Below are 26,024 nucleotides of genomic sequence, written 5' to 3' on the forward strand. Positions count from 1 at the left end.
GGGCTCGTCCCCGCATGAGGTGGTGCACGCAATGAAGAGCCGGATGGAGACTACTGAGATCGTCGTCGGACTCGACATCGGGACGACCAAGGTCTCGGCGGTCGTTGGCGAGATCGACGCTGATGGGATCACCATCCTCGGGGTGGGCAACGTCCCGTGCCGCGGCCTGCGGAAGGGCGTGGTGAGCAACATCGACTGGACGGTGCGCTCGATCGCCGAGGCGATCGAGGCCGCCCAGACGATGGCGGGCGTCGAGATCCGCACCGTGTATGCCGGCGTCGCGGGCAGCCACATCCGCTGCCAGCAGTCCGACGGCGTCGCCGCGGTCTCCGGCGGCGAGGTCACGCGGCTGGACGTCGAGCGCGTCCTCGAGGGCGCGCGGGCCATCCCTGTCGACGCCGATCGTCAGATCCTGCACGTCCTGCCGCGCGAGTTCACGGTCGACAACCAGGACGGCATCCGCGACCCGGTCGGGATGAGCGGCGTCCGGCTCGGCGTGAAGGTGAACCTGATCACCGCCGCGACCTCGTGCGTGCAGAACGTCGTCCGCTGCGCGGAGCGCTGCGGCCTCACCGTCGCCGACGTGGTGCTCGAGCCGCTCGCCAGCGCCGAGGCGGTGCTCTCCGAGGACGAGAAGGAGATCGGCGTCGCCATCATCGACATCGGCGGCGGTACGACGGACCTGCTCCTCTACGTGGACGGCGGAATCGCGCATGCCAGCGTGATCCCGGCGGGCGGCAACAACGTGACGGCCGACATCGCCGCCGGGCTGCGCACGCCCATGGGCGAGGCCGAGCGCCTGAAGCGCAACGCCGGCTGCGCCCTGGGCCGGATGGTGGGCGACGAGGAGGAGATCGAGGTCCCCGGCGTCGGCGGGCACCTGCCGCGCAAGGCGGCGCGCCGCGTCCTGTCGGACATCATCGAGCCGCGCGTCGAGGAGATCTTCGCGGTCATCCGCAAGCGGATCGAGGACACCGGGATGCTCGAGCAGCTCTCGGCCGGCGCGGTGGTCACCGGCGGCGGCGTCCTCATGGAAGGGATGACAGAGTTCGCCGAGGAGATCCTCGGGATGCCCGTGCGCCTCGGCGTGCCGGTCGGCGTGCGAGGCATCACGCAGCTGGTGGCCGGCCCGCAGTACGCGACGGGCGTGGGCCTCGTTCAGTACGGCGCCAACGCACTCGCGCAGGCGCGCGCGCTCACGCCGGTGACGCTCGACGCGGGCCACGCCGGGCGCGCGGAGATCCGTCGCGAGAAGCTCCGCGAGCGCGAGTCGCGTCGTGATGTCGTCGAAGAAATGGCGATTGAAAAGAGGTCGAGCGGGAGGTTCTGGAACTGGCTTCGAGCAGCATTCTAGGCATGACGTGGCAAGAGAAAGTTGTTAGAGAATTGGGTTTGAGAGGGTCCGATAACGCACTGGCGATCCCTCTTGAATTTGAAGTCAAGAGGGTTTGAAGCGCGGTGTTCGAAGGGGAAGAGGCGCCCCTCCGAATGCCGTCCGGAGCGAGGACGTCCTCGCGCACTGAGGGTTCCGCGCCGCTCGACCTCCGTAGGGGTCGGCGCCGGGCCGAGCGGCTAGCTGTACTTCCCCGGGAGGAGTTCATGAGTTTCTCCATCGAGTTTGCCGACGAGCACACCGGGTACGACGCCCGGATCAAGGTCATCGGTTGTGGCGGTTCTGGCGGCAATGCAGTCAACACGATGATCAACTTCGGCCTCGAGGGCGTGGAGTTCATCGTCGTCAACACGGACGCCCAGGCGCTCGGATCGAGCCTCGCGCCGACCAAGCTCCACATCGGAGCGAGCGTCACGCGCGGTCTGGGCGCGGGCGCCGATCCCGAGAAGGGCCGCAAGGCGGCGCTCGAGGACGTGACGCGGGTGAAGGAGTGCCTCCAGGGCGCGGACATGGTCTTCGTCACTGCGGGGATGGGCGGCGGCACGGGCACGGGCGCCGCGCCGGTCATCGCGCAGCTCGCGCGCGAGGAGGGCTGCCTCACCGTCGGCGTCGTGACGAAGCCGTTCTTCTTCGAGGGCAAGCAGCGCTCGCGCCGCGCCGAGCTCGGCCTCGCGATGCTCGCGGAGCACGTCGACACGCTCATCACGATCCCGAACCAGAAGCTCCTCTCGCTGGGCGACGAGGACCTCTCGTTCGTCGAGGCGTTCCGCAAGGCGGACGAGGTGCTCTATCAGGCGATCAAGGGCATCAGCGATCTCATCACGCAGAACGGGATCGTGAACGTCGACTTCGCGGACGTGAAGACGGTGATGTCGAACATGGGCCGCGCGCTCATGGGCACCGGCTGCGCGAAGGGGCAGGGCCGCGCTCGCCTCGCCGCCGAGATGGCCGTCAGCTCGCCGCTGCTCGACGACATCTCGGTCGAGGGCGCGACCGGCGTGCTCATCAACATCGTCGGCGGCCCCGACATGCGGATGCGCGAGATCGAGGAGGCCGCGACGCTCGTGCAGGAGCAGGCGCACGAGGACGCGAACATCATCTTCGGCGCGACGATCGACGAGAACATGGGCGAGATGATCAAGGTCACGGTCATCGCGACCGGCTTCGACCACCTCGTCGCCGAGGTCCCGCAGCAGCTCGCGAGCGCCGCGCAGCCTCGCGCCACCGCGCACTCCATCGGAGCGTCGCTGGCCGCGGCGGCCGGGCCGATGTCGGGCCGCTCCGCCCCGAGCGCTCCTCCGATGCCCATGACGCAGCGCCAGCCGCACCGGCACGAGGAGGTCGCGTATCCGACCACCCGCCGGCCCGCGCCGCAGGTCCAGGCGGCAGGCGGCAGCCCGCGCGACCGCGCGAGCTTCGTCCCTCCGCTCGACTCCGACTGGGACACGCCCGCGTTCCAGCGCCGGGGCCAGTAGCAGCGCCGCAGCCCGCACGGAAGAAGTCCCGGTGCTCAGCCACTGCGGGCGTTCACGCTGTATTACGCGTTGACAGGCGCGCACGACGACTTATGGTCTGCCGGCGCCTGTGCCCGCTGTCGGGCAGGATCGACGCGGCGGTCCACGATTCATGAGTGAAAAGCGCGACTTCTACGAAGTTCTTGGCCTCGCGCGAGACGCGACGCCTGACGACATTCGCAAGGCCTATCGTCAGGCTGCGTTGAAGAACCACCCGGACCGGAACCCCGGCGATGCGTCGGCGGAGGCCCGCTTCAAAGAGGCCACCGAGGCGTACCAGGTCCTCTCCGATGAGGAGAAGCGCAGGCGGTACGACCAGTTCGGGCACGCCGGCCTCGAGGGGATCGGCGGCGCAGCCGACGGCGACATCTTCTCCCACTTCCAGGACATCTTCTCGGAGTTCTTCGGCGGCTTCGGCGGCGGGCAGCGCCGGCGGCGCGGGCCCGCGCGCGGCCAGGACATCCGGGTTCAGCAGCGACTCTCGCTGCGGGACGCCTTGCTCGGCTGCAAGCGGGAGGTCGTCCTGCGGACGCCGGTGGCGTGCGACGACTGCTCCGGCTCGGGGGCGAAGCCAGGGACGAAACGCAAGCCGTGCGGCACGTGCGGCGGCGCCGGGCAGGTCTCGACCTCGCGCGGGTTCGTGATGTTCACCCAGACGTGCCCTGAATGCTCGGGCGAGGGGTCGGTCATCAAGACGCCGTGCGCCACCTGCAAGGGGTTCGGGGCGGTCGAGAAGACGCGGAAGGTCGTCGTCAATTTCCCGGCCGGCATCGACGGCGGCCAGCGGCTCAGGGTGCCGGGCCAGGGCATGCCGGGCGCCCAGGGCGCGCCGCCCGGCGATCTGTACGTCGACGTCGATCTCGCCGCGGACGAGCGCTTCGAGCGCGACGGGCTCGACCTCATCACGCGGGCGCCCATCTCCTTCGCCGATGCGGCTCTCGGCAGCACGGTCAAGATCGACCTGCCGGACGACACGGTCGTCGACGTCGAGGTCCCGGCGGGCGTGCAGCCCGGCGAGGTGATCTCGGTCAAGGGCAAGGGCGCGCCCCGGATCGACGGTCGCGGCCGCGGAGCGCTCCAGGTGGTCATACAGGTCGAGGTGCCGCGGAACCTGTCGCCCGCAGCGCAGGAGCTGCTCCGCAGGTTCCAGGACGAGGTAGCCAAGCACCCGCCGGCGGCGAAGGCGGCGACCGCGTAGGTCTGCTGGTCGCACGAGCTCCGGCCAGCGCTGCGGCGGCGCGGGGCGGCGCTACGGAGACGAGGTCGGGATCGCGCAGGCTCGTCGCGGCGCCGACGCCCGGCGAACTGGCAGGATTTCTGGCGCCAGGCGCGAGCGTGCGCCGCGCTCAGCGCGTCGTGCCGATCCAGGCGCCCGCGCACGCGAGGCTGAAGGCGATGGGGGCGAGCGCGGCCGCGAACACGACGGCGACCGGGGCCGCGAGGCCGAGCAGCACCAGAGAGCCCAGGATGGCGAGCGCCGCCGAGGCGGCCGGCTCCAGGACGCTGCCCGTCGACGAGGCCCGGGCGACCAGATAACCAGCCAACGGAAAGGCGGCGATCGCCGCTGCGACGAGCAAGAGGAGCGGCGCCGCCGCGGCGGTCGAGGCGTCGCCCCGGTCCACCGCCGCGAAGTCGACGCCGAAGCGATGGCCGAGCGCGATCGCGATCGCGAGCGCGGTCGTCATCACCCCGACCGTGACGAGCGCGCCGAAGGCGATCCACGTGAGCGTCACCGGTCGTTCGGTGCGCCTGAGCGCCTCCCGCAACGTTCCGAGCGACGGCGGAGCGATGCGCGGAAGGAAGCGGCGCTCCCTGCGCTGCGAGCTGTGCGGCGACGCGCCTCGGCGGAGCAGGTCGCGGGCGGCGAGGAAGGTCACGAGGCCGGTGCCGAGGAGCACCGGCGCCGCGATGACGAGCGCGACCGGGCGGCACGCAAAGACGATGTAGTCGTAGGCGCCGTTGAGCACCATCGCGCCGAGCCACGCGGCGTTGAAGCGACGGCCGCCCAGCGGCCGCGTGCGCTCGCGGCCCAGCGCGTAGCCCCAGAGCGAGGCGAAGAAGATGTGCGCCGGCACGGCGAGGAGGGCCCGCGCGATGTCGAGCGGCTCCAGCGGCCGGCCCCACAGGTACACGGCGTTGTGGGCCGACACGAACCCGAGCGCCGCGGCGGCCGCGTACACGAGCCCATCGAACGGCTCCTCCACCGCGCGCAGCCGCGCGATCGGCGCGACGGCCGCCACCTTGAGGCCCTGCTCCAGCGGCGCCGTGACCACGAAGATGTAGACGAGCGTGACGGCGTCGAGCGCGCTGGCGGACTTGTCGAGGCCTTGCCAGCGCTGGAGGAACGTCTCGATGAGCAGCGCGGGCACGAACGCGAGCGCGCCGAGCAGCGCGGTCGCCACCGCGAACCGGCGCCTGCCATAGAGGCGCTGCGACCAGATGAGGAGCGCGGCCATCCCTCCGAGCGGCGCTGCGACGGTGGCGAGCCAGAGGAGCGCGGCGGCGGCGTTCATGAGGGCGAGGGGCGGGGCGGCGGGGCTGGCTTCGCTGCGGCTAGAAGTGGAGCCCGGCGACCGCGGTCAGGGCGAGCGCCGAGCCCACGCTGGAGCCCTCGGCCGCGAGCAGATCGGCCTTGGCTTGCTGGGGCGCGGCGGCTCCGCCCTTGATCCCCTCGATCGCGGCCGCGGAGAGCCCCGGCCTGGTCAGCGCCAGGAGCTCCCAGCTCGCGTTCGCGCCGATCGAGAAGACCGGCGACAGGTAGAGGTCGAGCCCACCGGAGACCCTTCCGTAGAAGCCGCGGATCGCGATGGCGTCGGCCGCGCCGCTCACCGCGCTCTTGACGCTGCCGAGGCCGGCGTAGCCGAAGCCCAGATCGACGTGCGGGTCGAGCTTCCCGAGCGGCAGGTGCATGCCGACCTCGCCGCCCAGCGTGAAGAGCTGCCAGTCGCTGAAGAACCCGACCCGTCCGCGGGCGCCCAGCGTGAAGTACAGGAGCCGGACGCCGGCCCCCGCGCCGATGACGCCCCCGTTGGCCGCGCTCGAAACGAACCCGGCCGTGAAGTCGTCCTCGTCGATGTTGAACGTCTGGAGGCCGACGTTCTCGTAGCCTCCCTCGACGTTCAGCCAGACGATCTCGAGGCCGCGCCCCGAGTCCCGCTCCTTGGCCTCGTCGAGGCGCTGCTCTGTGCCGTCGGGGGCGGCGGGCTCCTGCTCGGGCGTGGTCATCGGCGGGGGCGGCGCCAGGCCTCCGGCCTGCATCGATGGATCGTACGGGTTCGGCTGCGCGGCCGCGGCGCCGGCGGGCGAGGCGGCGCTGGCGCCGACGCTCGGCGAGGTCCCCGGGAGCGGCTGCCCCTGCTGTGCCAGGGCCGCGGACGTCATGGAGGCCGACGTGAGAACGGTGAGCAGGCAAAGCGCGCGACGAGCGATCATTCGTCCTCTTCCTGGATGTTCCCGTCGAGCCCGTCGGTTCGTCCCTTTGATTCCAGGGTCTCGGCGTCCCCTGTGGATGAAACGGGCGGGCCAGGCACCCGGTAGCCACCGTCGAGCCAACGGCCGAGGTCCACCAGCTTGCACTGGGGCGAGCAGAACGGAAAGACCGGGTTCTCGGGCCTGGGCCCCGCCGACTTGCGGCAAATCGGGCACCTCGCGCCTGCCAAAGCTCCCATGCGGCGTAACGTAGCAGCGTCCATTGCGGGCATGTAGCCCGCGCTCGGTGAGCCGTGGGCCCGCGCTCTCCGGCATGTGGCCCGCGCTCTCCAGCCTGTGGCCCGCGCTCGGCGGGCGTGTGGCCAGCGCTCGGTGAGTGTGTCGCCCGCGCTCAGCGCGCTGGACCGACGCCCGCTCAGCGCGCCGGGACCGCGAGGTAGCGGGGCGCCCCGTGGCGCCGTACCCGCAACAGGAGATCCTGGTGTGCCGCCGCGCCGAGGCGCGCGGTCAGGTCGGCGCCGCCCCGCACCGGCGCGCCGTTCAGGTCGAGCACCACGTCGCCCACCTCCAGGCGGCCAGCCGCAGGGCTCCGAGGCGCGATCGACTCGATGCGCGCTCCTCCCAGGGCGTCGCTCGCCAGCACGCCGAACGGCGGCTGCTCGGCGCCCCTCGGCGCGCGATCCTCCAGCGCGCGCCAGCTCGACGACGGCTCGTGGGGGGCCGAGGGATCGAGCTTCATCGTCGCGCGCCGGTCCGCGCCGTCGCGCTTGTAGATCAGCTCCACCTCGTCTCCTGGCTTGGCTCGCCGGAGCATGCGCGCGAGCTCGCGCGCGTGCTCGACGCGGCGCCCCTCGACCGACGTGATCACGTCGCCCGGCCTGACGCCCAGCCGCGCTCCGGGGCCCTCCGGCTCGACCTCCGTGATCAGCGCGCCCATCCGCCCTGGCAGCCGGAGCACCCGCGCGAGCTGCGAGGTCACCTCCTGGAAGCTGATCCCGATGCGCCCTCGGTCCACGCGGCCCGTCTCCCGCAGCTCGGGCAGGATCTCGAGCACCTCGTCGATCGGCAGGGCGAAGCTGATGCCGCGGCCATCGGCGTGGATCGCCGTCGCGATGCCGATCACCTGCCCCGTGGCGTCGAAGAGCGGCCCGCCGCTGTTTCCCGGGTTGATGGCGGCGTCGGTCTGGAGGAAGCCGTCGAGGCTCCCCGTGCCCATGGGCCTCGACGTCGCGCTGATGATGCCCCGGGTCACGGTCGGTCCGAGCCCGAACGGGCTCCCGATCACGATGACGCCGTCGCCAGGCCGGACCGGCGCGCTCGATCCGAGGGAGGCGACCCGCAGCGACCCCGCTCCGAGCAGCTTCAACAGCGCCACGTCGAGCGTCGGATCCCGCCCGACCACGGTCGCCTCGAAGGCGCGCTCGTCCGAGAGCTGCACCTCGATGCCGAACGCGTCGCCGATCACGTGATCGCTCGTCAGCACGAGCCCCTCTTCGGCGATCACGAACCCGGATCCGATCGCCCGCTCCACCCGCTGCACACGGCCCTCGAACGGGAGCGCCGGGCCCGCGCGCCCGTCTGGAAACGAGGGCGCGCGCAGGGCGGTGATGGTCACCACCACCGGCCGCACGTGCTCGATCAGCGCAGGCAGGGTCATCGCGCCGCGAGCCGCTGACGGCTCGGGCGGCGATTCCGCGCGCAGGACCGAGCACGGCGCGCTCGCCGCGCCGCGGAGCGATGGAGGGGGCGAGAGCGCGGCTGCCCGGTCGTCGCAGGCAGCGAGCGGTGCGGTCCCGAGGAACCCGACACACGCCCATGCGGCAGCGCGGAGCCGTCCCACGGGCCGGACGTAAAGCCTCGAGGCGCGACCGCAAGCGCGCAAGGACCGGCCGCTGGAAAGCGCTCCGCGCCGCGGCCGAGCTGCTCCGTGGGCCGGACGAGGCGGCGCACGCGCGGCCCGCTGGCCGCTCAGCCAGGAGGCGCGCCTCGCGCGGCCTCCGTGCGCACCACCTGGACGACGACCTCCACCAGGCGACCGCCGGGCTGGACGAACGACGCCTTGCCGCGCCCCCCTTCGAAGCGCCACGCCAGATCGGCAGGAGCGCCTGTCTCTCCCGCGCCTTCGCCGACGCGGACGACGGCGCTCACCTCCAGCGTCTGCTTCCCTGCCGTCACGGCGCCCCGCGCCACTGCAAACGTCCCGCCGCTGAGCAGCGCGATCGTCCGCTTCGCCAGGTTGCTCAGGTGTCGCGCGGGCTCTTCCCCGCCGGGCTCCGGACGCCACGTCGCGATGTGCCCGGCGTCGTCGATGTCGATCACGAAGCGCGCCTTCCCCGCGCTTCCGGGCGGGAGCGTCGCCCAGATCGGATCCGCCTGGCACGCGGGCGGAATGGCCCTCGTGAAGGCGCGCCCGAGGTTGCGCACAGCGCTGACGCCGGCCGCCCCGAAGTCGCCCTCGCCGTCCTCTCCAGCGCCAGCGCTCGTCCGCGCGGGGGCGGAGCGCGCCGGTGCGCCGGCTTCCCCGTTCGCCGCGGGCTCCCGGCGTCGCTCTGCGGGCCGGGGCGTCGCCTTGGGCCGGGGCGTCGCATTCGGCCGAGGCGCTTCCTGGCCGCGCGGCGCGGCCGCCATGGGCGGCGCCGGCTCGCCGCCGGCCTCTGCAGGCGCCGTCGGCCGGCTGGCATCGGCCGGAGCGCGCGCCGTTGGTATGCTCGTCGGCTCGCCGCGCTCGCCGGTCTCGTCGCGCCCGCCGCGAGCGTCGCTCGGGCGCGCCGCGCCCCCGCTGCCCGGCAGCGCGGCCGTGAGCCCGGTCCAGAGATCGATCGGCTCGCGCTCCGCCGCTGGCTCGGCGGGATCGCTGGCGGGCACCTCCGGTCCGAGCCGCGCCGAGCTCCACGCGCCCAGATGGACGAGCGCCGATACGAGGAGCGCCGGCAGCATCGCTCGTTGATCGCGCATCGGCTCGCACCCCGCTCTTTGGCCCCGTCGAACGGACAGCGGCCCCAGCGCCTCGCCGAAGCTCGTTGCCCTTGGCCCGAGGTTCTGCCAGACAGCATCGCGGCTGCAACGTTCCCGAGCGCGCCTTGAAGCTCCTCGCCCTCTCGACCTCGACCCCGCGCGGCAGCGCCGCCCTCTTCGAAGCAGCGGACGTGGTCCTGCACGCCGAGGCGGCGGCGTCGCGGGGCGGCGCGCTTTCCACCGCCGGCCTCGCCGCGGCGCCGGCGGCCGGCGCGCGGCTGCTCGCGGCGATGACCTACGCCGACCTGCACGGGCACGCAGAGCGCATCTTCGGAGCCGTCGACGAGGTGCTCGCCGCGGCAGGCCTACCGGCCGCGGCGCTGCAGGCGCTCGGCTGCGACGTGGGGCCCGGCTCGTTCACCGGGGTCCGGGTGGCGGTCGCGGCGGCCAAGGGCGTCGCGCTGGCGCTGGACGTCCCGGTCGCCGGCGTCACCTCGCTCGAGGCGATGGCCGCCGCTGCCTTCGCTGCTGGCGCGGCGAGCCCCGGCGATCTCCTGGTCCCGCTGATCGACGCCAAGAAGGGGGAGGTCTTTCTGGCCGCCTTCGATGCGCCCGCGGCGGCGCCTTCGATCCCGCCGCGCCACCTGCCGCGCGACGCGGCGTTCGATGTCGTGGCCGAGCTCGCCGCGGGGCGCCGCATCGTCGTCGTCGGCGCCGTCGCCGAGGAGATCGAGGCGCTCCGGCCGCTCGCCGCGCGGGGCGACGCCCTGGATTTCCCCGACGCGACATGGATCGGACGCCTCGCGATCGACCGGCTCCGGGCGGCCGCCGCGAGCGGCGAGCGCGGGCCAGCGGCGTCCCCGCACGATCCGGCGCTCCTGGAGCCGCTCTATGTGCGCGCGCCGGACGCGAAGCCGGCCGAGCTGGGATACACTCAGCCCCGATGATCAGCTCGCCTGAAGGGGACGGCGTCGCACCGGACGCGGAGCGCGAGGCCTCGAGCCCCAGCGACGCGGAGCGCGCTCCGCCGCCCGCCGAGGCTGCGGAGCCCGCTGGCTCTCCCTCCGCCCCCGCCGCGTCGCGCGACGAGCCCGTCGCCCTGTCCGCCCCCCTGGAGTCGGCCGAGGCGGGGCCCGATCCCGAGCGGCTCCGCGCCCGGTTTGGCCGCCCGTTCGAGGCCGGCGACGTCATCTTCCGCGAGGGCGAGCCCGGGACCGAGGCGTACCTTCTCGAGGAAGGCCGGGTCCGGCTCATCAAGAAGGTCCGCGGCGCCGAGCGCAGCCTGATGGTCCTGAAGCCCGGCGATCTGTTCGGCGAATCCGCGCTCCTCGGCGGCGCGGCGCGCTCGTCGACGGCGATCGCGCTCTCCCGCGGGGTCGCGCTCGCGCTCGATCAGGGCACGCTGCAGAACCTCGTCGAGCGCAACCCGGCCGTCGCGATGCGCATCATCAAGCAGCTCGTCGGTCGGCTCCGCGACGCGGAGGACCAGATCGAGATCATGATGCTCACCGACACGCAATCGAAGGTCGTGAACGCGCTCCTCAAGCTCGCTCAGCAGTCGCGCGCCACCGGCGGCGCCGCCTCGAACGGCGCCTCGTTCGCGATCTCGCCGATGGAGCTGTCCACCCGCGTCGGCCTCGACGTCGATACGGTGAAGCGTGCCGTCCAGCAGCTCCGGGAGGGCCAGTACCTGCGCGTCGCTGACGAGCGCCTCGAGATCCCCGATATCGAAGCGCTGCGGAGGTTGTTCGGCCTGCTGGGTCTCAAGGACGAGATCCGTGGCGAACAGTGACGAGCAGGAACCGCCTGCTCCACCATCCTACGCCGACCTGACAACTGCTGGAAGCCGAATCGGGATCCCGAGAACGCGCCGCGTCTTCCAGGGAGATTCGCAGGTTGACGTGACAAGCGGCCTGGTTTACTCAGGGGTCCCCGCAGGGCAGGCGAAGTCCCGTCCTGACAATGTGCCGCGCCGCGGCATCGTTCGGCAGCGGATTCAAGATCGCACATGACCTCGCAGCGACACAGGACAGCAGCGACCCGCGCGGGGTGCATCCGCGGCGCGGCTGCTGTCGTGTCGATGGGGTCGCTGTTGTCGTTTGCGTCCCTCGCGTTCGTTGCGCCGCTCGCGCTCGTGTCGTGCGGCGGCGGCGCGCAGCCCTCGGCGCAGACGAGCGACGCGCGGTCGCTCGCGGAATATGATCTCGCGCGCGACTCGTTCCAGCGCGGCCGCCTGCGCGAGGCGCTGGCGCACGTCGAGCAGGCGCTCTCGCACGACGAGGACAACGCCGAGGCGTCCTATCTCGGCGCCTTGATCCTGCTCGGCTTCTGCGCGGGTGATGCTCACTCCAGCGACTGCCGCTTCGACAGCGCCGAGAAGATGGCGCGGCGGGCCCTCGAGGCGAACCCGGAGATGCGGGACGCGAAGAACGCGCTGGGCGTCATCCTCGTGCATCAGCGGCGCTACGACGAGGCGATCGCGGTGCTCAAGCCGCTGACCGAGGACATCCTGTACGCCTCGCCGGAGAAGTCGTGGGGCAACCTGGGCTGGGCGTACCTGCTCAAGGGCAGGAACGACGAGGCCATCGACGCGCTACGGCGCGCGATTGCCGCGCAGCCGCTGTTTTGCGTGGGGCAGTACCGGCTCGGCCTCGCCTACGAGAAGCGAGGCGAGCTCGATCTGGCGCGCGAGGCGCTGACGAGGGCGGTCGAGACCGACCAGCCGGAGTGCACGCGGCTGCAGGACGCGTTCGACGCGCGCGCCCGCATCGCCGAGAAGAGGGGGCTCGTGGACGACGCGCGCGCCGATCTCGAGCGGTGCCGGGAGATCAACGCGACGACGCCCGTGGGGCAGCGCTGCGCTGCACAGTTACAGACGTTGCAATAGGGCCTCGGCGCGCCGCTGTCCGAGAAGTACCGCGGGGCGCGCTAGGGGGTTGAGCAACGGTTCTCAGGGTGAGTAGAGTGACGACCGAATGACGATGGGTGGAATGGGATGGAGTCGATCGGACGCTACCTGAGACGCACGCGTGAGGCCCGAGCCATGAGCGTGGAGGAAGTCGCCCGCGCCACGCGCATCCCGGTGATCTCCATCGAACGAATCGAGGCAGATCATTTCGACGACCTGCCCGGCGAGGTGTTCGTTCGGGGGTTCTTGAAGGCGTACGCTCGCGCGGTCTCGCTCCCGATGGAGGAGGTGTTGGCCCGATACACGGCGAGCCGCCGGATCGCGCTGGTGACGCCGCTGCCCATCGCGGCGCCCGCGCGTCGCACCCAGAGCAGGCGCTTCGGGGTCGCGATCGCGTTCGTGTTGCTGCTCATCCTCTTCACGCTGGCGCTTAGCATCGTGCTCAGGCCCCGCGGCCACGACATGCCGCCGGAGCTGTCGGAGGGCACGCTCGCGAGGGCTCGTACCTCCCTCTCGGCCTGAGGGCCAAATTTTCGCCGGGCGCTCGCGCGCGGTTCGCGCCATAACCGCCGGTACCTGCCATGCCTCGATCGGTTCGCCTGCGGACGGAGCGCCTCCGGACCGGGGCACTTCTGGTCCGGCGTGTACCTTTCGGTGAAGCCGACCTCCTGGTCGGGCTCTTCACCGAGCAGGGGGGGCTCATCTCTGCCACGGCGCGCGGCGCGCGCCGCTCGGCCAAGCGCTTCCCGGCGCTCGAGCCGATGCACCTGCTCCGCGTGACCCTGGAGATCCGCCCGGGCGCGGAGCTCGCCCAGCTCACGGAAGCGGCGATCGAGCGCCCGCGCCTGCGCCTCGCGGGGGATCTCGGGCGCCTCGAGGTAGCCGGGCGCGCGCTGCGCTGGGTGCGGGAGATCGCGCCGGCGCACACCGCCGAGCAGGCGGCGTGGAGCGAGCTGAACCAGCTGCTCGACCGCCTCGACGAGGTGTCCACGGCCCCTCCCCAGGCGCTGCTCGCGGAGACCGGCCTGCGCCTGCTCGTCGCCTTCGGCTGGGGCCTCGAGCTCATGCAGTGCGTCCGTTGCGGGCGCGCCTGCGACACGACGCAGTCGGCCTGTGCCGACCCGGCGCGCGGCGGCCTCGTCTGCCGGGCCTGTGGCGGCGGACCTGTCGTGCTGCGGCCGGAGCCGAGGGAGCGGCTGCTGGCGGCAATGCTCGGCGGCGCGCCGATCCCGGAAGAGGACGTCCCGCTCGCGCTCGACCTCGTCGAGGGTGCGCTCACCGCGCACGCGAGCGGGAACTAGAGCGGCGGTGCTTCTAGCGGTTCGGAGTCACGCCACGGCTCGCCAGAAGCGGGTCATCGCGCGCGGTGCGTCGGGCGGCCCCTCGATCTCCACGTAGGGCCGGCCGGGCGCGGCGCGAGGGAACGAGAAGCTCCCGGTGTTCGCGTAGCCGTCGCCGAGCGCCTCGCGGTGCGTGTGGCCGAAGACGACCAGCTTCGCGCCGGTCGTCCTCGCGACGCGGCCGGCGCTCTCGGCCAGGCGCTCGGCGACCGTGCCGGCGTAGCGGTTGTGCCCGTTCGCCCAGCTCGCGCCCATCAGCAGCGCGCCGAGCCCGAGCGCCGCGGCGCCGGTCCCCCGCGCGCCGAGCCCGAGCGCCGCGATCCCGGCGCCCATCGACAGCGTCGCGATCACGCGATCGAAGTACAGGCGCGTGAACGTGCGCGCCGCGCTCTCCAGGGTCGGCGTGGCCCCGAGGCCGACGAGCGCGTCCGCCATCGCGCGCGGCACCCCGAGCTCGTGCGCGAAGCGCTCCATGGCCGCGGCGCCCACCGTGGCCTCACCTCCCGCGCGGTAGAGCGGGCCGCTCTTCAACATCGCGCCGATCGCGGCGTGGAAGTAGCGGTAGATGACGTAGGGCGCGCGAGGCCCGTACCAGGTGAACGCCGACAGGAACAAGCTGAGCGGCGTCTGATCGTTCGCCTGCAGATAGCGGTGAGCGCCGGTCGGCGCGATGAACTCCTCGACGAAGTGAACGCCGAGGCTGCGCTGGCCGACCACGAGCGGGTGAGCCGGGGCGTTGTCCGGATCGTACAGATGGCCGTGCTCGAGATGGATCGCCCCCTCGCGGAAGAACCAGGGCGTGGTGCGGATCCGCGACCGGGGCTCGCCGGTCACCTCGAGCGCTTCCGCCAGCGCCAGGGGGAAGTCGGGCGCCCCGACCTCGGCGTCGTGGTTGCCACCCGCCAGCCAGAGCTCGCCGCCGCGGTCGAGGTGCTCGGCGAGCGCCGCCCGCGCGGTCGGGTGCGCGAGGAGCGCCTCGCGCAGCGCACGCGGCCGGGGCATCCAGGGCGACTCGGAGGAGAGATCGAACAGATCGCCCGCGACCACGATGCGTGCCCCCCGGTGGGCCTCCACGAACCGGGCAAGATCGGCGGTCACGTCGCGCGGCGTCTGGCGCACGAGATGGAGATCGGCGAGCACGACCGTGCGGCGCTGCGTCATAACCTTCCTTATTCATCACGTCCGTCCTGGCGCTGCAACTCGCCGCCAGCCGCGCGATCTCGGCTTGTGGCCATGTGGAGGAGGGCTGCCCACCGAGCTCAGCGCTCGTCTGTTGCATCCGTGACGGTCGCGTCGCGGCCCCGATGTCGCTGCCGGGATGCGGCGCTTCATCGCTTCATCACCGTCACCGTTGCCGCGCGGCCCTGGCACGGGCTCGACGCCTGCGCCGCTGCGTCCCATGCAAGCGGGCATGGAAGGCTCGGCGCGGACGCGACCCTCGGCCCAGCGGGTGAACGGTGGGCTGCTCGCAGAGATCACCCGTGCCCTGAGGGGCAAGGACATCGAGGCCCTCTCCCGGATTTACGCGGAAGACGCCGTGATCGAGGAGGTGAGCAGCCGCGATCCGCCGGCCCACCCCAGCGTCACCAGCGGGAGGCACGCGATCCTGGAGCGGCTCAAGAGCGACCTCTTCCGCGATCCGGTCTCGGGCTGGGAGCGCCAGCTCGACTCGACGGAGATCCTGGACGGAATCGAGACCGACGAGGGGCTGGCGTACATGGAGGTGCGCGTCTATGCGGCCGGCGATCGGGTCGTCGCGCAGCACCTGGCCCGCAAGAAGAACGGCCTCATCGGCCATGATCGCGTCGTCGTCGCCTGGGACGCGGACTGAGCCAGCGCCAGCGAGCGGCGGCGCCCTCACGCCCCGGCGAGGGCTGCGCTGCTCGCGCGGCGCCGATGTAGAGTAGCGCCGTGACCACCGCCGTCCTCCTCAGCTGCCACGGTACCGTCGAGCGGCTCGACGATCTGCCCGCATTCGTCACCAATATCCGCCGCGGCAGACCGGCCCCGCCGGAGGTGATCGACGAGGTGCGCCGCCGCTTCCAGGCGATCGGCGGTTCGCCGCTCATGCGCATCACGCAGGCCCAGGCGGACGCGCTCGCCGCGAGGCTCGGTCTCCCGGTCGCCATCGCGGGGCGCCTCTGGCACCCGTATCCGGCCGAGGTGCTCGGCGCGCTCCACCGCAGCGGCGTGAGGCGCGTCGTCTCGCTGCCGCTCGCGCCGCAGTCCGTCGACGTCTACCACGCCGTCGTCCGCGACGCGGCCGCCGCGCTCGACGGCATGGAGGTCCGGTGCGTGCCCGCGTGGGGCCTCGAGCCGGCGCTGATCGACGCCTTCGTCGAGGTGATCGACGAGGCGCTCGCGCGCATCCCCGAGGAGGGCCGGGCGAAGGCGGCGGTGATCCTCTCGGCCCACAGCCTCCCGCAGCGGATCATCGCCGCCGGAGATCCGTACGAGCGCCAGTTCCGCGCGATGGCCGCCGAGGTGGAGCGCCGTATCGCCGCCCGCGGGAACCCGGTGCTCGTCGCCTTCCAGAGCCAGGGCATGACCGGCGACGCCTGGCTCGGTCCGGATCTGCGGTCGACGTTCGACGGCCTCGCCGCGCGTGGCGTGCGGGAGGCGCTGATCGCGCCGATCGGCTTCGTCGCGGATCACGTCGAGACCCTCTACGATCTCGACGTGGAGGCGCAGGTCTTCGCCCGTGAGGCGGGCCTCGCGCGGCTCTCCCGGGCGCCGGCCGTGAACACGCGGCCGCGCTTCATCGACGCCCTGGAGGCGCTCGTCCGGCGCGAGCTCGCGCAGGCCGCGCCGTAGGCGGCGCCGCGTCGGCTCAGCGCTTGCTGACGCGACGCTTGCGCGGGAGCCTCGAGACGGTCGCGCGGAGGAGCCCCGGGGCGTGCCTCGAGAGCGACACCCCGAGCTTGCCGTGGGCGGTGACGATCACCTCGGCGCGCCGCGCGGCGATGCCGTCCATGATCTGTCGGGCCGCCGTCTGCGCCGGCATGACGAGCCAGCGGGGCACGGGATCCGGGGCGCCCTCGTGCAGGTTGCCCGCGTTGTCGATCTGGCGGATCTCGCTCGCCACGTACCCCGGCGCGACGTGCGTGACCGCGACGCCCTCGGCGTGGAGCTCCGCGCGCAGCGTCTCGGCGAGGGCGCGCACCGCGAACTTGCTCATCGTGTAGGCGCCCACCGCGGGGACCGCGAGGTAGCCGAGGACGCTGCCGACGAGCGCGACGCCGCCGCGCGATCGCTTGAGCTCCGGCAGCGCGGCCTTCACGGTGCGCAGCGCGCCGAACAGGTTGGTCTCGAACTGCCGGCGGAAATCGTCGAGCGCGAGCTCCTCGACGCGCCCCGCCACGCTGAACCCGGCGTTCGCGATGGCGATGTCGAGCCGCCCGAACGCCTCGCTCGCCTGCGCGACGGCGCGCTCCACGTCGCCGTCGCGCGTGACGTCGCACGGGGCCGCGAGCGCCTCGCCGCCGGACCGTCGGATCTCCGTCGCGAGCGCCTCGATCCGCGCGGCCCGCCGCGCCGCGAGGACGACCCGGCCGCCGCGCCGCGCGACCTCCCGGGCGAGGGCCTCGCCGATCCCCGACGACGCGCCCGTGATGAGAACGACCCGCCCGGCGAGCTTGCTTGCCATGGACGCCCGCATACCACGATCGCCGGAGCGCGCGCCCTGGCGCGCCCTCGCGCGCTCGCTCATGCTCGGCCTTTCGCCGTTCGGTCGCGCCGGTGGCGTCGGTTACGATGGCCTCACCCGGCTCGACCGGGCGCCGCGTCTCAGCGTAGGTTTGCGTTCGTTTTGCGTAAGTTTGCGTAGGTTTGCGTTCGTTTGCGTTCGTTTGCGTGCGGTCGTGCACGATTGACGAACGGTCGCGCACGGTTGCGCACGGGGTGACATGCGAAACCACTCGATCCGCCGCTCTCTTGCCGCTCTCCTCGTCGCCGCCGCCTGCGCGGCCCCCGCTCCCGCCTCCGGCGAGCCGTCCCCCTCTCTTTCGCGCGCGGAGGCGCTCCTCGCGCAGGGCGACTATGCCGAGGCCGAGAAGGTCGTCCTCGGCCTCCAGGGCGGGAAGGAGCGCGCCGCGGCGCTGCTCGCGAAGGCGCGGATCGAGCTGCTCACGGGCCGCTACGACGACGCGGCGAAGACGGCGAAGGCCGCCGCCGCGCTCGGCAAGGAGGCGCGGATCGCCGCCGCGCCGCTCCGGGCCCAGGCGCTCGCGCGCCGCGGGAAGATGGCCGAGGCGATCGCGGCGGTGCGCGAGGTGGAGCGGGAGGACGAGGCCCGCCGCGCGCGGCTCGTGCTCGGCGAGCTCCTGATCGAGTCGGGCAAGCGGGGCGAGGCGCGCGCGCCGCTGATGACGATCATCGACGACTACAACGACGACAAGATCACCGCGAGCGACGCGGAGGGGCTGTCGCTCGTCGGGCGCGCGGCGCACCTGCTCCGGAGCGCGCGCGACGCGAATGACGCGTTCAACGCGGCCGAGAAGGTCGGCGGCAAGCAGCGGGTCGAGACGTTGCTCTGGCGGGCCGAGCTGTTCCTCGACAAATACGACCCCGGCCACGCCGGTCAGGTCGTGAAGGAGGCGCTCAAGCTCGCCCCGAAGGATCCGCTTTGCCGCGTCGCCATGGCGCGCGTCAAGCTCGAGAGCGCGATGGACTTCGGCGGCGCCGACAGCGAGGTCGCGCAGGCGCTCTCCGTGAATCCGAACCTCGCCGAGGCGTATTTCGTCCGCGCCGGGCTCGCGCTCCGCGACATGGACATCGACGCCGCGGACGCCGCGGCCGACCGCGGGCTCAAGGTGAACCCGAACGACCTCGCGCTGCTCTCGATCAAGGCGGCGGGTCGCTTCCTCGCCGACGACGCGGCCGGCTTCGAGGCCATCAAGGCGAAGGTGCTCGGCCTGAACCCGGAGTTCTCGCGGTTCTTCCAGATCGTCGGCGAGTTCGCGGAGTGGGAGCATCGCTACGACGACATCGTCAAGATGATGGGGGAGGCGACGCAGGTCGATCCGAACGACGCGAAGGCGCACGCCACGCTCGGCCTGAACCTGATCCGCGCCGGCGACGAGAAGAGCGGCGTGCTCTCGCTCCAGAAGGCGTGGGACAAGGACCGCTTCAACGTGCGGGTCTTCAACACGCTGAACCTCTACGAGAAGGACATCGCGGCGCAGTACGTGACGGTCGAGGGGCAGACGTTCCGCGTCCGCTACCACAAGCAGGAGCGCGCGATCCTCCAGCGGTACGTGCCGCGCATGCTCGAGGAGGCCTGGGGCTCGATGGTGAAGCGCTACGGCTTCACGCCGAAGGTCCCGGTCTCGATCGAGCTCTACGCGTCGACGGAGAACTTCAGCGTCAGGACGAGCGGCCTGCCCAACGTGGGCATCCAGGGCGTCTGCTTCGGCCAGACGCTTGCGGCGTTGAGCCCGGCGGCGGGGGAGTTCAACTGGGGGAACGTGCTGTGGCACGAGCTCGGGCACGTCTTCGCGATCCAGATGTCGAAGAACCACGTCCCGCGCTGGTTCACCGAGGGGCTCAGCGAGTACGAGACGATCGTGCGGCGGCCCGAGTGGCACCGCGAGGAAGATCCGGCGCTGTTCGCCGCCCTGAAGGGCGGGAGGATCCCGGCGGTCGACGGGTTCAACCGTGCGTTCACGCACGTCGACGACATCGAGGACGTGACGATGGCTTACTTCGCGGCGAGCCAGATCGTTGTCTTCATGGCGGGCGAGTTCGGCTTCCCGAAGGTGGTCTCGATGCTGCCCCGGTGGGCCGCGGGCAAGCGGACGCAGGAGGTGGTGAAGGAGTCGCTCGGGATCAGCGCGGAGGAGCTCGACCGGCGCTTCCGCGCGTGGCTGAAGCCCCGCCTCGAGCGCTACGAGAAGCAGTACGTCCCGGATCTGCACGCGCCGCCGCTCGACGAGGCGCGCAAGGCGGCGGCGCGCGCTCCGAAGGACGCGAAGCGGCTCGTCGAGCTCGCGCTCGCGCTGTTCGAGGACGGGCAGCGCCAGGAGGGCGAGGCGGTGCTCGCCGAGGCGCTCCGGGTCGACCCGAAGCAGCCGGACGCGACCTACCTCAAGGTGCGGGCGGCCTTCGCCGAGAAGAAGCCCGACGAGGCGGCGAGGCTCTTGAGCAAGATGATCGCCGACGGGAACGACGGCTACGTCGTGCGGATGAAGCTCGCCGATCTCGCCGAGCTGAAGAAGGACGCGGCGAAGATGAAGGCGAACCTCGAGGCGGCGTCGCGCCAGGATCCCACGCAGGCCGAGCCGCTCCAGGGGCTCTACGACCTCGCGCGCCGGCAGAAGGACGCGGCGGGCGAGCTCTCGGCGCTGCGCCGGCTCGCGCTCCTCGACCAGCACGATCGCCGGGTCTGGCGTCGGCTGCTCCGGCTGCTCGTGGAGCGCGGCGCGTGGGAGGAGGCGCGCAGGGTCGGCGAGGGAGCGATCTTCGTCGACGTGGCGAACCCGGAGATCCACCGGCTCTATGCGCGGGCGCTGGCGCGCACGGGGCGGCACGTGTCGGCGATCTACGAGCTGAACAGCGCGCTCCTGTCCGGGCCGAAGCCGGGGGACGCGGCGGAGATCTACGGGGAGCTCGCCAAGGCGTACGCGAAGATGAAGCGGGACGACTACGCGAAGCAGGCGCTCGAGTACCAGAAGACGATGAAGGGCGCGTCGCCGCCTGCGCCGCGGGCGATGCCGGACTGAGGCTCGGGCGAGGGGAGAGGGGAGGGCGGAGATCCCGGCTGCACGCGCCGGAGGGGGTCTCCGCGCGGCAGGGCGCGGGTGGGCGCTCGGCCATCCGCCGAGGCGGGAGCGTGGAGCTTGCGCATGCACCACCGCCCGGCATGTCTCCCTTCGGGCCATGCCATCTGGGACGTTTCGTCGCGCGCCACACAAGGCGCGCCTGAGACGTGGAGCCCGCTGGGACCTTATGGCACCTCGGTCGGTGCTCGCCGCGCCCACCCGCACCCTGCCGCGCGGAGACCCCCTCCGGCGCTCACGTGGTGCCAGAGCAGATCGCCGCGCGCTGGGTGAAGATGCGCGGCGTCCGGCCCCGCAGGCGGACCGGAAACGGTTACGGGGAGGCAGCTGGGAGCCCTCGCGAACCGGAAACGGTCGCCAGTACCGCCTTACTTGATGGCACAGCGCCTTCTGAAGCCTGGCTGGCGATTTATGCGACAGGCTCTGGTGTGTCGTCCGCCGCTCCGGGGCGGACGCTGCTGGTCGAACAATTCTCCACGGCCGATTCTCACCGCGCGGCAAGCAGTCATGCGCTCGACGCTTCCTCTTGCGCGGAGCGCGGGGCACCGTCGCTTGCCGCCGGCTCGGCGGTTGCTTGCTCCCGCTGCTTCCGCACCGCGCGCGCGATGAGGGGCGCCCAGCGCGCGAGGCCCTCCAGGCTGAGCTCTCCCTCGCAGTACATCCGGTACCACTCCTGCCGGACGGAGACGATCTCCTCGCCATGGCCGAGCTTGAGCCGCTTCAGCATGGTCTGCGCGCGATCACGGAGCTCGGGCGGACAGCGATCGGTCAGCACCATCTGGCACGAGGGGAGGATCACCTCGAACCAGCCGTCTCCGACCTCGAATGGATCCAGCACCTGGTCGGAGCGGAGCGCGCTCTTGCTGCTGTTGATCCACGCCGCCGCGTAGCGGAAGTTGGCTCATTCGTACGCGAGGCTGGGATCTTCATCGCGCGAGATGAAGTGGTCAACGGTCCCCGGGGTCGAGAGCCACATCGCGGTGTAGCCGCACAAGCCCTTGAAAGCTGCCCGGAGGTCGCGCGCAGCGCGCCGCCAGTAGTCCGGCATCCTCTTGGCGCCGCACTCGGCGAGCCACCGCTGGCCGGGCTGTCGCACTCTGACATCGAAGTCCGCGGGCTCAGGCGTGCGCTCGAACGGGATCATGCGCCCGCCCGCTCCCGGCGCACGATCCAGCGCGGCCAGAAGCGATCCTGATCCGGCAAGAGGCGCATGAGCTCCCGATGGATCTCCTCCTCGGTCCTGAGCCCGTCCGGCAGAGCGCTGGTCTCGCCGCGCATGAGCGCCTCTGCAGCCTCAATGGCCCGCTCCGCCTCGATCGAGCGCGCCTGCTCCAGGCCGAACACCGGGGACGTGAGCCACCCGATCGCGTCGCCGCGCTTCGCCCAGGGGAGCTCGCGCACGGTCACGTCAGTGCCGTTGAGCTCGAACACGAACAGCTTGTCCCTGGCCGGCTTGAAGTGCGGCTCCATCGACGCGAGCACGAGGGGCGAGTGCGTCGTCAGCAGCACCTGCGGGCGCATCGACGGGGAGAGCCCGCTCAGGGCACCGAGGAGCGCAGGGACGATGTGGCGTTGCCACCTGGGGTGCAGGTGCGTCTCGGGCTCCTCTATCAGCACGACGATGCGCTCCGAGCGCTGCCAGCCGATCAGGCGTGACGCCTGCACGTGCTCCGACCAGGACCACGCGATGAGGTAGGAGAGCGCGAGGATCCGCTTCATCCCGGCTGACGCGTGGATGATGGGGATCGTGCTGTACGGCAGCTCGACGGTCGGGAACTTGCGCACGTCGTCAAGGTAGAGCCGCACCGGCTTGCCGGGCTTCATCGTCTCCTCGGGATGAGAAAGCTGATCGAGCACGCGGCAGAGGAGCTTGAACGGGTGAGCCTCGTCGTTGTCCGCCGCCTCGAGCTGCCACGTCACCCAGTCCTGGACGAGCCCGTTGCAGACGGGTTTTCCCTCGTGAACGAGCCCGTCCCAGAGCTGTCTTTCCTCGAAGAGATAGGGCTGCGGATCGGGCGAAGGCGACGACGAGAGCCGGTACAGAGCGCTGCCCATCGAGGGAATATTTCGACAGGGATCCCAGACGGAGCACGCGCCATTCGTACGGACGTGGAGTACCGGGACCAGGCCGCGCACCCACGAAGATATGACCACCCCGGAAGGAGTATTGGTCCAGCTGCTGCCCATGTCGCGACCGAACCTGTCGCGCCACTGCTGAGCAACACGATCGTACTTGCTTTCGAACTGCTCGAACTCGGTGCCCGGCTTGGCTTCCCCGGAGATGCGTGCGCTCGCCTCCTTACCCGGCTGTGGCAGCACGGGCCGCTCCGTCCACGTTCCGGTGAGCGCCCACCAGGCGACCTCCAGCACGAAGCTCTTGCCGAGTCCGTTGTCTCCTGTGAGCACGTTCAGCCGCTCGCCGAGCCCCAAGTCGAGCTGGTCGGCCGGCCCCACGCCTTCCAAGTGCAGCGATCGCAGCATCTTGGTTCCGCGTACCACACCCGTCGCGGTCCAGGCCATGCGTCGTCCGTCCCGTCCCGCGTCTCCACTCCCGTAGCGCCGAGGGGAGGGGCTGCGCGGCGGCCGGGGGTGGGCGCGGCGAGCACCGACCGAGGTGCCATAAGGTCCCGGAGGGCTCCACGTCTCAGGCGCGCCTTGTGTGGCGCGCGACGAAACGTCCCAGGTGGCAAGGCCCGAAGGGAGACATGCCGGGTGGTGGTCGATGCGCAAGCTCCGCGTTCCCGCCTCGGCGGATGGCCGAGCGCCCACCCCCGGCCGCCGCGCAGCCCCTCCCCTCGGCGCGGCCCCCCGGGAGGGCCGCCTCCCTTCGCTGCCTACTCGTCCTCCGCCTCGCCCTTGTCCCCCCGCAGCCCGAGCGCCTTGAACTTCTTGTACAGGTGGCTCCGCTCGAGCCCGAGCCCCCTAGCCGTTGCGGCCATCTGCCCTCCATGATGGCCGAGCGCCTCCTCCAGGATCGCCCTCTCCGCCTCCTCCGCGAGCACCCGGAACGGCACCCCCGGCCGGAAGAGCCCGCCCTTCATCGCGGCCTGCTGCCCTCCGAGGCAGACCTTCACGTCGCCCTCGTCGATCGTCTCGTCGGGCGTCAGGATCACCAGCCGCTCGATGATGTTGCGCAGCTCCCGCACGTTTCCCGGAAAGCTGTAGGCGACCAGCATGCTCATCCCGCCGTCCGTGAACGCCATCCCGGGCCGATCGTTCGCCTGCGTCGCGAGCGCGAGGAAATGCCGCGCGAGCAGCGGCACGTCCTCGCGCCGCGCGCGGAGCGGCGGCAGCGACAGCGGCAGCACGTTCAGCCGATCATAGAGATCCGGCCGGAACTGCCCCTCCCGGCACGCCGCCTCGATGTCGCGGTTCGTCGCCGCCACCACGCGCACGTCGACCTTGATCGTCTCGTGCCCGCCCACGCGCTCGATCTCCCGCTCCTGGAGCACCCTGAGCAGCTTCGCCTGCATCGCGAGCGGCATGTCCCCGACCTCGTCGAGGAACAGCGTCCCGCCGCTCGCGCGCTCGAACTTTCCTCGCCGCTGCTTCGTGGCGCCCGTGAACGCGCCGGCCTCATGCCCGAACATCTCGCTCTCGATGAGCTCGCTCGGGACCGCGGCGCAGTTCATCTTCTCGAGCGGCCCGCGCGCCCGCTTCGACGCGCCGTGGATCGCGCGCGCGACGAGCTCCTTGCCGGTGCCGCGCTCGCCCGTCACGAAGACCGTCGCTGTCGCCTTCGCCGCGCGCGCGATCTGCTCGCGCAGGTCGAGCATCGCCCGGCTCTCTCCGATGAGCTCGCCGACCTGGCCGGTCTGGGTCCGCAGCGCCTTCGCCTCGGCCTCGGCGCGGACGAGGCGCAGGGTGTTCTCGAGCACGAGCAGCAGCCGATCGGTCGAGAGCGGCTTCTCCAGGAAGTCGATCGCCCCGAGCCGCGTCGCGCGGACGGCGGCGTCGACCGTCGCGTGGCCGCTCATCATCACGACAGGCAGCTCCGAGCCGGCAACGCGTATCCGCTGGAGCAGCTCCACGCCGTCACCGTCGGGCAGCGAGACGTCGAAGAGCGCGATGTCGTAGCTCCGCTTCGCGAGCTTCTCCTCTGCAACCCCGACGCCGCCGGCGACGTCGACCGTGTAGCCCTCGAGCGACAGGGCCTTCTGGAGGGTCGTCAAGATCGCCCGCTCGTCGTCGAGCACCAGCACATGTCCGCGCGGCATGTCCGCCACCCTAGCGCGGAACCGGCGCGGCCGATGCCCGCCGGCTGCGCGCCGACGCTGGAGCGCGGCGCACCCGGCCGGAGCGCAGGCGCACTCCGCCGGAAGCCGTGCGTGAACGAGCGTGAACGTGCGTGGAACGTGCGTGGAACGGGCGTGGAACGGGTGTGGAGTGCGTCGAGCGTGCGTCGGCGGCGGCAAGAATCCATGGCCGCGACCCGACGCGCGAGGCGGCGTGTGCACCGCGCGCTCCGGGACCAGCGACGCCAGCGCCACCAGACCAGGTTCCGCGCCGCCGCGCGTGGAGAAAGGGGGATCCGGCTTGCGCGCGCTATGGTAGCTTGGCCCAGGATGTCTCCCGACGGTCTCGCGACGGCGGAAGGAGATCTGGAGCGGACGCCGTTCGCTCATCTTTTCGTCTATGCCGTCGAGCATCGGCTGACCGGCGCGCTCATCCTGGTGGAGCCCACGGGCGCCGAGCACACGCTGCGGATCGTCCGGGGGAACCCCGTGAAGATCCGTCCGAGCGACGGGTACGCACGGTTCGGGGAGATCCTGCTCGAGGAGGGGGTGATCACCGCCGAGATCCTGGCGGAGGCGCTCGCGACAAGGGGCCTCCTGGGGGACGTGCTGCTGCTGTCGGGGTGCGTCGACGCCGCGACCATCGACTGGCTCGCCCAGGTCCAGTTCGTGCGGCGGATGATGCGCCTGTTCGATCTGCCTCCGGCGACGAAGTACCGCTACTTCGACGGCCTCGACGCGCTGGCCGAGTGGGGGGGAGATCCCGCGAAGGTCGATCCCCTCGCGCTCCTCTGGGCGGGGCTGCGCGAGCACGGCGAGCGCTCGACGCGCCTCCAGCGGACCTTGGAGCGGATCGGGGCCGTGCCCCTCCGCCTGCACCCCGCCATCGAGCCCGGCCGCTTCGGCTTCCGCGAGGGCGAGCTCGCGGTGATCGAGGCGCTGGAGGGCTCCACGCCCACGCTCGCCGCGCTCCTCCGGTCCGGGGTCGCGCCGGAGCCGACCGTGCGCAAGCTCATCTACGCCCTGGCGATCACCCGCTACCTCGATTTCGGGACAGGCGTGCCCGTGGGCGCGGAGCTCTCGTCGAGCGTGCCACCCGCCAGCGCGGCGAGCCTGTCGCTCGGGCGCGTGCAGCTGCGCGCGACCGTCCATCGCGTGGGCGCGGCCGCGCCCGATCCGGCCGGCGACGGGGAGCGCGCGCCGGTGCTCGCCCGCGGTCGCCGCCGAGATCGCCCATCCTCGGAGCCGTCGCCCATCTCGACCGTCGCCGGCGCGTCACCGCTCAGCGGAGGCTCGCTCTCCGCGGCGGTGGCCGCCGAGCTCGCCAGCGCCGCCGGCCTCGACATCGGCCGCGCGGCGAGCGAGCCGTCCGAGACCGACAGGGATCGCAAACCGTGGGGATCGCTCGCTCCGACCGACGAGGGCACCGTCGGCGGTCCGCCGCGTCCCGAGGACCCCTGAGGCGAGCGACCCG

The 26,024-nt window shown here is 72.1% G+C and carries 23 protein-coding genes; 12 read left to right on the plus strand and 11 right to left on the minus strand.

What is annotated here, in order from left to right; translation table 11 throughout:
- Positions 1-31: 31 nt before the first annotated feature.
- The 3 genes from ftsA (at position 32) to dnaJ (ending at position 4,105) form a co-directional block, all read left to right on the plus strand.
- Complete coding sequence (gene ftsA / locus WME95_RS09535) at positions 32-1,354, plus strand: cell division protein FtsA (protein ID WP_437298720.1); 1,323 nt, start codon at positions 32-34, stop codon at positions 1,352-1,354.
- Between the two features lie 245 nt (positions 1,355-1,599).
- Positions 1,600-2,868, plus strand: coding sequence for a cell division protein FtsZ (ftsZ, locus tag WME95_RS09540; RefSeq protein ID WP_437298721.1), 1,269 nt, complete (start codon positions 1,600-1,602; stop codon positions 2,866-2,868).
- Positions 2,869-3,019: 151 nt separating this feature from the next.
- Positions 3,020-4,105: a molecular chaperone DnaJ gene (gene dnaJ / locus WME95_RS09545; RefSeq protein ID WP_437551142.1), complete on the plus strand. Its 1,086-nt coding sequence runs from the start codon at positions 3,020-3,022 to the stop codon at positions 4,103-4,105.
- Positions 4,106-4,253: 148 nt separating this feature from the next.
- Here the strand turns inward: dnaJ and WME95_RS09550 are convergent, their stop codons facing one another.
- The 5 genes from WME95_RS09550 to WME95_RS09570 all read right to left on the minus strand — a co-directional run bounded on the left by WME95_RS09550 (position 4,254) and on the right by WME95_RS09570 (position 9,273).
- Entirely contained in the window at positions 4,254-5,420 is a 1,167-nt protein-coding gene (locus tag WME95_RS09550) for a PrsW family intramembrane metalloprotease (RefSeq protein ID WP_437908093.1), read from the minus strand.
- 40 nt (positions 5,421-5,460) lie between these two features.
- A complete protein-coding gene (locus tag WME95_RS09555; protein WP_437908094.1) occupies positions 5,461-6,339 on the minus strand; it encodes a hypothetical protein in 879 nt (292 codons plus the stop codon).
- Positions 6,336-6,608 carry a DNA gyrase inhibitor YacG gene (locus tag WME95_RS09560; protein WP_437908095.1) on the minus strand — a complete coding sequence of 91 codons (273 nt, stop codon included), beginning with the start codon at positions 6,606-6,608 and terminating at the stop codon, positions 6,336-6,338. The genes WME95_RS09555 and WME95_RS09560 overlap by 4 nt, the downstream gene beginning before the upstream one ends.
- 143 nt (positions 6,609-6,751) lie before the next feature.
- On the minus strand, positions 6,752-7,993 hold the full coding sequence (locus WME95_RS09565) for a trypsin-like peptidase domain-containing protein (protein ID WP_437908096.1): 1,242 nt from the start codon (positions 7,991-7,993) through the stop codon (positions 6,752-6,754).
- Between the two features lie 311 nt (positions 7,994-8,304).
- A complete protein-coding gene (locus WME95_RS09570; RefSeq protein ID WP_437908097.1) occupies positions 8,305-9,273 on the minus strand; it encodes a hypothetical protein in 969 nt (322 codons plus the stop codon).
- Between the two features lie 143 nt (positions 9,274-9,416).
- Here WME95_RS09570 and tsaB point away from each other — a divergent pair, with 143 nt between their 5' ends.
- From tsaB to recO, 5 genes are all read left to right on the plus strand, one after another.
- Complete coding sequence (gene tsaB, locus WME95_RS09575) at positions 9,417-10,238, plus strand: tRNA (adenosine(37)-N6)-threonylcarbamoyltransferase complex dimerization subunit type 1 TsaB (RefSeq protein WP_437908098.1); 822 nt, start codon at positions 9,417-9,419, stop codon at positions 10,236-10,238.
- Positions 10,235-11,083 (plus strand): Crp/Fnr family transcriptional regulator, encoded by an 849-nt coding sequence (locus tag WME95_RS09580; protein ID WP_437908099.1) that lies wholly within the window; start codon positions 10,235-10,237, stop codon positions 11,081-11,083. Before tsaB ends, WME95_RS09580 begins: the two co-directional genes overlap by 4 nt.
- Positions 11,084-11,299: 216 nt before the next feature.
- On the plus strand, positions 11,300-12,178 hold the full coding sequence (locus tag WME95_RS09585; protein WP_437551158.1) for a tetratricopeptide repeat protein: 879 nt from the start codon (positions 11,300-11,302) through the stop codon (positions 12,176-12,178).
- Positions 12,179-12,286: 108 nt separating this feature from the next.
- Positions 12,287-12,721 carry a helix-turn-helix domain-containing protein gene (locus tag WME95_RS09590; protein WP_044964367.1) on the plus strand — a complete coding sequence of 145 codons (435 nt, stop codon included), beginning with the start codon at positions 12,287-12,289 and terminating at the stop codon, positions 12,719-12,721.
- A gap of 59 nt (positions 12,722-12,780) precedes the next feature.
- A complete protein-coding gene (gene recO / locus WME95_RS09595; protein ID WP_437908101.1) occupies positions 12,781-13,500 on the plus strand; it encodes a DNA repair protein RecO in 720 nt (239 codons plus the stop codon).
- Between the two features lie 27 nt (positions 13,501-13,527).
- Here the strand turns inward: recO and WME95_RS09600 are convergent, their stop codons facing one another.
- Positions 13,528-14,700: a hypothetical protein gene (locus WME95_RS09600; protein ID WP_437908103.1), complete on the minus strand. Its 1,173-nt coding sequence runs from the start codon at positions 14,698-14,700 to the stop codon at positions 13,528-13,530.
- A 250-nt stretch (positions 14,701-14,950) separates the two neighbouring features.
- Here WME95_RS09600 and WME95_RS09605 point away from each other — a divergent pair, with 250 nt between their 5' ends.
- Both WME95_RS09605 and hemH read left to right on the plus strand, forming a co-directional pair.
- Positions 14,951-15,370 carry a hypothetical protein gene (locus tag WME95_RS09605; protein WP_437908104.1) on the plus strand — a complete coding sequence of 140 codons (420 nt, stop codon included), beginning with the start codon at positions 14,951-14,953 and terminating at the stop codon, positions 15,368-15,370.
- Between the two features lie 80 nt (positions 15,371-15,450).
- On the plus strand, positions 15,451-16,353 hold the full coding sequence (gene hemH / locus WME95_RS09610; RefSeq protein WP_437908105.1) for a ferrochelatase: 903 nt from the start codon (positions 15,451-15,453) through the stop codon (positions 16,351-16,353).
- A gap of 16 nt (positions 16,354-16,369) precedes the next feature.
- On the opposite strand, the gene WME95_RS09615 is transcribed toward hemH, so the two are convergent.
- Positions 16,370-17,185 carry an SDR family oxidoreductase gene (locus WME95_RS09615; protein WP_437908106.1) on the minus strand — a complete coding sequence of 272 codons (816 nt, stop codon included), beginning with the start codon at positions 17,183-17,185 and terminating at the stop codon, positions 16,370-16,372.
- Positions 17,186-17,444: 259 nt separating this feature from the next.
- Here WME95_RS09615 and WME95_RS09620 point away from each other — a divergent pair, with 259 nt between their 5' ends.
- Entirely contained in the window at positions 17,445-20,258 is a 2,814-nt protein-coding gene (locus WME95_RS09620) for a tetratricopeptide repeat protein (RefSeq protein WP_437908107.1), read from the plus strand.
- A 562-nt stretch (positions 20,259-20,820) separates the two neighbouring features.
- Here the strand turns inward: WME95_RS09620 and WME95_RS09625 are convergent.
- From WME95_RS09625 to WME95_RS09640, 4 genes are all read right to left on the minus strand, one after another.
- Positions 20,821-21,153: a hypothetical protein gene (locus WME95_RS09625; protein ID WP_437908108.1), complete on the minus strand. Its 333-nt coding sequence runs from the start codon at positions 21,151-21,153 to the stop codon at positions 20,821-20,823.
- A gap of 63 nt (positions 21,154-21,216) precedes the next feature.
- Entirely contained in the window at positions 21,217-21,459 is a 243-nt protein-coding gene (locus tag WME95_RS09630; protein ID WP_437908109.1) for a hypothetical protein, read from the minus strand.
- Positions 21,456-22,796: an AAA family ATPase gene (locus tag WME95_RS09635; protein ID WP_437908110.1), complete on the minus strand. Its 1,341-nt coding sequence runs from the start codon at positions 22,794-22,796 to the stop codon at positions 21,456-21,458. The genes WME95_RS09630 and WME95_RS09635 overlap by 4 nt, the downstream gene beginning before the upstream one ends.
- Before the next feature lie 353 nt (positions 22,797-23,149).
- Positions 23,150-24,532, minus strand: a complete 1,383-nt coding sequence (locus tag WME95_RS09640; protein WP_437716600.1) for a sigma-54-dependent transcriptional regulator — start codon at positions 24,530-24,532, stop codon at positions 23,150-23,152.
- Positions 24,533-24,880: 348 nt separating this feature from the next.
- Between WME95_RS09640 and WME95_RS09645 the strand changes: the two genes are divergently transcribed.
- Positions 24,881-26,011 carry a hypothetical protein gene (locus tag WME95_RS09645; RefSeq protein ID WP_437908111.1) on the plus strand — a complete coding sequence of 377 codons (1,131 nt, stop codon included), beginning with the start codon at positions 24,881-24,883 and terminating at the stop codon, positions 26,009-26,011.
- Positions 26,012-26,024 lie beyond the last annotated feature (13 nt).

The organism is Sorangium sp. So ce327, from assembly GCF_051530205.1.
Lineage (GTDB): Bacteria > Myxococcota_A > Polyangia > Polyangiales > Polyangiaceae > Sorangium > Sorangium cellulosum_B.

Excerpts from the sequence above, each read along its gene's own strand:
- WME95_RS09600 (WP_437908103.1), bottom strand. The coding sequence starts at position 14,700 with ATGACGCAGCGCCGCACGGTCGTGCTCGCCGATCTCCATCTCGTGCGC.
- WME95_RS09615 (WP_437908106.1), bottom strand. The coding sequence starts at position 17,185 with ATGGCAAGCAAGCTCGCCGGGCGGGTCGTTCTCATCACGGGCGCGTCG.
- WME95_RS09640 (WP_437716600.1), bottom strand. The coding sequence starts at position 24,532 with ATGCCGCGCGGACATGTGCTGGTGCTCGACGACGAGCGGGCGATCTTG.
- WME95_RS09580 (WP_437908099.1), top strand. The coding sequence starts at position 10,235 with ATGATCAGCTCGCCTGAAGGGGACGGCGTCGCACCGGACGCGGAGCGC.
- WME95_RS09570 (WP_437908097.1), bottom strand. The coding sequence starts at position 9,273 with ATGCTGCCGGCGCTCCTCGTATCGGCGCTCGTCCATCTGGGCGCGTGG.
- WME95_RS09630 (WP_437908109.1), bottom strand. The coding sequence starts at position 21,459 with ATGATCCCGTTCGAGCGCACGCCTGAGCCCGCGGACTTCGATGTCAGA.
- WME95_RS09645 (WP_437908111.1), top strand. The coding sequence starts at position 24,881 with ATGTCTCCCGACGGTCTCGCGACGGCGGAAGGAGATCTGGAGCGGACG.
- WME95_RS09585 (WP_437551158.1), top strand. The coding sequence starts at position 11,300 with ATGACCTCGCAGCGACACAGGACAGCAGCGACCCGCGCGGGGTGCATC.
- WME95_RS09590 (WP_044964367.1), top strand. The coding sequence starts at position 12,287 with ATGGAGTCGATCGGACGCTACCTGAGACGCACGCGTGAGGCCCGAGCC.
- ftsA (WP_437298720.1), top strand. The coding sequence starts at position 32 with ATGAAGAGCCGGATGGAGACTACTGAGATCGTCGTCGGACTCGACATC.
- recO (WP_437908101.1), top strand. The coding sequence starts at position 12,781 with ATGCCTCGATCGGTTCGCCTGCGGACGGAGCGCCTCCGGACCGGGGCA.
- WME95_RS09550 (WP_437908093.1), bottom strand. The coding sequence starts at position 5,420 with ATGAACGCCGCCGCCGCGCTCCTCTGGCTCGCCACCGTCGCAGCGCCG.
- WME95_RS09560 (WP_437908095.1), bottom strand. The coding sequence starts at position 6,608 with ATGCCCGCAATGGACGCTGCTACGTTACGCCGCATGGGAGCTTTGGCA.
- ftsZ (WP_437298721.1), top strand. The coding sequence starts at position 1,600 with ATGAGTTTCTCCATCGAGTTTGCCGACGAGCACACCGGGTACGACGCC.
- dnaJ (WP_437551142.1), top strand. The coding sequence starts at position 3,020 with ATGAGTGAAAAGCGCGACTTCTACGAAGTTCTTGGCCTCGCGCGAGAC.
- WME95_RS09620 (WP_437908107.1), top strand. The coding sequence starts at position 17,445 with ATGCGAAACCACTCGATCCGCCGCTCTCTTGCCGCTCTCCTCGTCGCC.
- WME95_RS09565 (WP_437908096.1), bottom strand. The coding sequence starts at position 7,993 with ATGACCCTGCCTGCGCTGATCGAGCACGTGCGGCCGGTGGTGGTGACC.
- WME95_RS09555 (WP_437908094.1), bottom strand. The coding sequence starts at position 6,339 with ATGATCGCTCGTCGCGCGCTTTGCCTGCTCACCGTTCTCACGTCGGCC.
- WME95_RS09605 (WP_437908104.1), top strand. The coding sequence starts at position 14,951 with ATGGAAGGCTCGGCGCGGACGCGACCCTCGGCCCAGCGGGTGAACGGT.
- WME95_RS09635 (WP_437908110.1), bottom strand. The coding sequence starts at position 22,796 with ATGCTGCGATCGCTGCACTTGGAAGGCGTGGGGCCGGCCGACCAGCTC.